Raw genomic sequence first — 2,975 nt, 5'->3', positions numbered from 1 at the left:
GGAGTGATTTGTGAGATTGTTCTGCCCCATTTTGTGACGGGGTTTTCTGCGATGAAGATGATGTCTTTGTTGCGCAGTTCGAACTGGGCGGCCAGCGTCAGGTGTGCGGCGTTTCTTGTGTCGAGGTGCCATGCGGTGACGGCGCCGAACTCTCGGGGGTCCTGGGCGGCGCGCAGGACGTAGACCTCGGAGGCGTCGCCGGTTTCCTTGGCCACACCGCCGCCGGTGTCGTAGAGCGCGTCAGCCAGGGTGGCGGAGTGGTTGAAGGGCAGGGCATAGCGGCCCTGGGTGCGGACCTCGCCGCTGAGGTAGACGTAATCGCGGTCGACCGCGTCCAGCTCGATGGATTGCACGAAGGTGCTGCGGCGTTCCTCCAGATCGTCGCGGCGCAGGTTGACGGCCACGTTTAGTTCCTGCAGCGCGGTCTGGCGGCCTTCCAGCACGGTCTCGCGCAGGGCGATCTGCTGGGCAAAGTAGCGCTCGGCGCGGTCCAGATCGTAGTCGGTATCGACAAAGACCGAGTCGTCGGCGATCAGGTTGAGGTTCTGCAGGTCGGTGCGCGCATAGAGCTGTTCCAGCGGGATCTGATACATCTGCCCGTTGCGGTAGATGCGGACCGAGGAATTGTCGATATCGCTGACCGAGACCGAACCGGCGGCCGAGAGCGCCTCGCCCAGGGTCAGCCGGGTCAGGGTGATCGGCTGCACGCCGGGCTGGCCGACGGCGCCGCCGACCGAGACGCGGCGGGAATTGAACTCGGCAATTTCCAGGCTGAAGGTGGGGTCGATCTGGTTTTCCACCAGACGCTGGAACAGCACCGCCTCGGCCTCGTCCACGGTCAGGCCGACCAGGCGCACGCGGCCGACATCGGGGATGTTGATCGCGCCGTCATCCTGCACGGTATAGCCGTTGCGGCTGTTCTGCGCGGCCAGCAGGCCCGACAGCTCTCCGGCTGTTCCTTGCGTCGACGGCGTCGACAGCACCAGCACGTCGCCGATGCCGATGGTGTAGGGGCCGGGGTTGACCTGCGGCGGCGGGTCCAGTTCCAGGCGCGCGCGCGATCCGTCCTGGGTCGAGGGCGCCTCGGGCAGGGGGCCGGTGCCGCGCAGGCTGGTGGAAGACCCCGATCCGGCCGACAGCGCAAACACCGAGGGCAGGGTTTTGGGCGCATAGGGCGAGCGGTTGGCGACCAGAACGGTCTCGGGCGTCACCGGCACGACGCGGACCTTGCCGGCATCCGACACGCCTGCGGTCACCGAGGGGCTGCGGTAGATGGTCGAGCATCCGGCGATCAGGCCGGTGACGGCCAGCGCGCCGAGGAAAAGGGGGATGTGGCGCACGGTGCGTCCTCCGCTGTTCAGAATCTTACCTATCATCGGGCACCACCTTTATGAACATGTTGCCCAGGAAATCGCCGGTCCATTGCGAGGACTGGACGATGCGGCCGGTGCTGTCCTGCACCCAGTAAATGTTGGTGAACTGCTGGGCCAGCCCATAGCAGTCTTCCTGCCGCTTTTGCGTGGCGACGGGGGTGCCGCCCAGCACGACCATGTCCGCGCCCAGCGGGGTGATCCGGCATCTGTAGGCGTGCAGCTCGATCTCGTCATCGCTGTTGAGAAAGCTGTGGAAGCGCTCGGCCTGACCCGCACCGCGGCCCAGGATCAGCGCCGCGCTCTGGCGCAGGTCCGACCCGGACAGGCCGCCGCCAAAACCGATGGCCGAGGTCAGCAGCCCCTGTTCCAGCGTGATGGTGGCGCCATCCGCGGTCAGCCAGGTCTGCACCCCGGCGCGTTCGGTTTCCAGCAGCATGACCCCGGCCAGAGCGCGGCTGGGAAAGCCGACCTCGAGCCGGGGCGGGATCGGGCGGCGCGCGGCCAGCGCCTCGGCGCGCGGGTGGAACCGGGGCGCGTCGGGAAACAGCGCGCCTTTCAGCAGATCGGCATCCTCCTGCGCCTCGCCGCAGGAGATCAGCATCAGGGCCAGCAGGGCCAACAGGGCAGGGCGGCGCAGGGTTGTCATCGCCAGAACCTCCCCCAGCCGCGGGACAGGTCCTGGGCGCGGGCCTCGCGGGTGACGCCGTACAGCCGGTTGCGCACGTTCAGCCGGGCGCCGCCGTCGCGCAGCACCGGGCGGATGGTCTGGGCGATCTTGTTGCGCGACGGCCGCCCGGTCAGCCACGAGATCGGAACCTCGATCCGGATGCCCTTGTCGAACGAGCCTTCGCCGAATTCCTCGGAGCTGACATTGGTCAGGGTAAAGAAGGCGCCGACCTTGAAGCCGTTGGTGAACTCGCGGTCCAGCGCAAAGGTGGCGCCGTAGTCGCCGGCCAGGTAGCGCCCGACATCGACCTGCGCGTGAAAGTCGCCGGGCAGATCGTAATAGGCCGACACATGCCCGGTGGCGACCGAGTAATCCTGAAAGCCGAACAGTACGTCGAAATCGCGTTGGGCGACGTAATTGGCCTCGACCCCCAGGGCCAGGCGGCTGTTGGTGGGGTACCACAGCAGCTCGGCCGACAGCCCGCCGAACATGGTCTCGAGATAGCCCAGCGTGGTGCGGGCATAGAGGTTGGCGCCCGGCCGCCACATATACTCGGCGGTCATGTGTTCGACGCGCAGGTTGGAGTCGCGGGCATAGATCGCCCAGTCCGAGCGCACATGCGGCAGCGGCGAATCCGAGACCCGGGTGCTGTCATCCAGCGTGCTGAGGATCGGCTGGCGCAGCTCGGTCGACAGGGTCAGCCCGGGCGAGAGCGTATAATCCAGCCCCAGTGCCGCCCCCAGCTCATACCGCAGCGGGTCGTCGGGGTCGAAGAAGGAAAAGTTCAGATAAGGCCCGAACCGGTAGGAAAAATGCGGATAGGCATCGCTGAGGATGCCGCCCTGCAGCAGCGGGATCGTGTCCGAGATCTGAGCCCGGGCAAAGCTGCGCCAGGCATTGTCGGGGTCGTGCTCCAGCTCATAGAGGTCGTCGCG

The 2,975-nt window shown here is 66.9% G+C and carries 3 protein-coding genes; all 3 read right to left on the bottom strand.

Annotated features, from left to right (window positions below):
• Positions 1 to 1,376: polysaccharide biosynthesis/export family protein (locus tag ACR0DO_RS19370; RefSeq protein WP_480561076.1), on the bottom strand; the 1,376-nt coding region annotated here is incomplete at its 3' end.
• Positions 1,366 to 2,019, bottom strand: a complete 654-nt coding sequence (locus tag ACR0DO_RS19365) for a YjbF family lipoprotein (RefSeq protein ID WP_480561075.1) — start codon at positions 2,017 to 2,019, stop codon at positions 1,366 to 1,368. The genes ACR0DO_RS19370 and ACR0DO_RS19365, both read right to left, overlap by 11 nt.
• Positions 2,016 to 2,975, bottom strand: a 960-nt coding sequence (locus ACR0DO_RS19360; RefSeq protein WP_480561074.1) for a YjbH domain-containing protein, incomplete at its 5' end; no start/stop codon positions are given. The genes ACR0DO_RS19365 and ACR0DO_RS19360, both read right to left, overlap by 4 nt.

It is taken from the genome of Ruegeria sp. AM9 (assembly GCF_056540565.1).
This window is presented reverse-complemented; position numbering and strand designations above follow the sequence as displayed.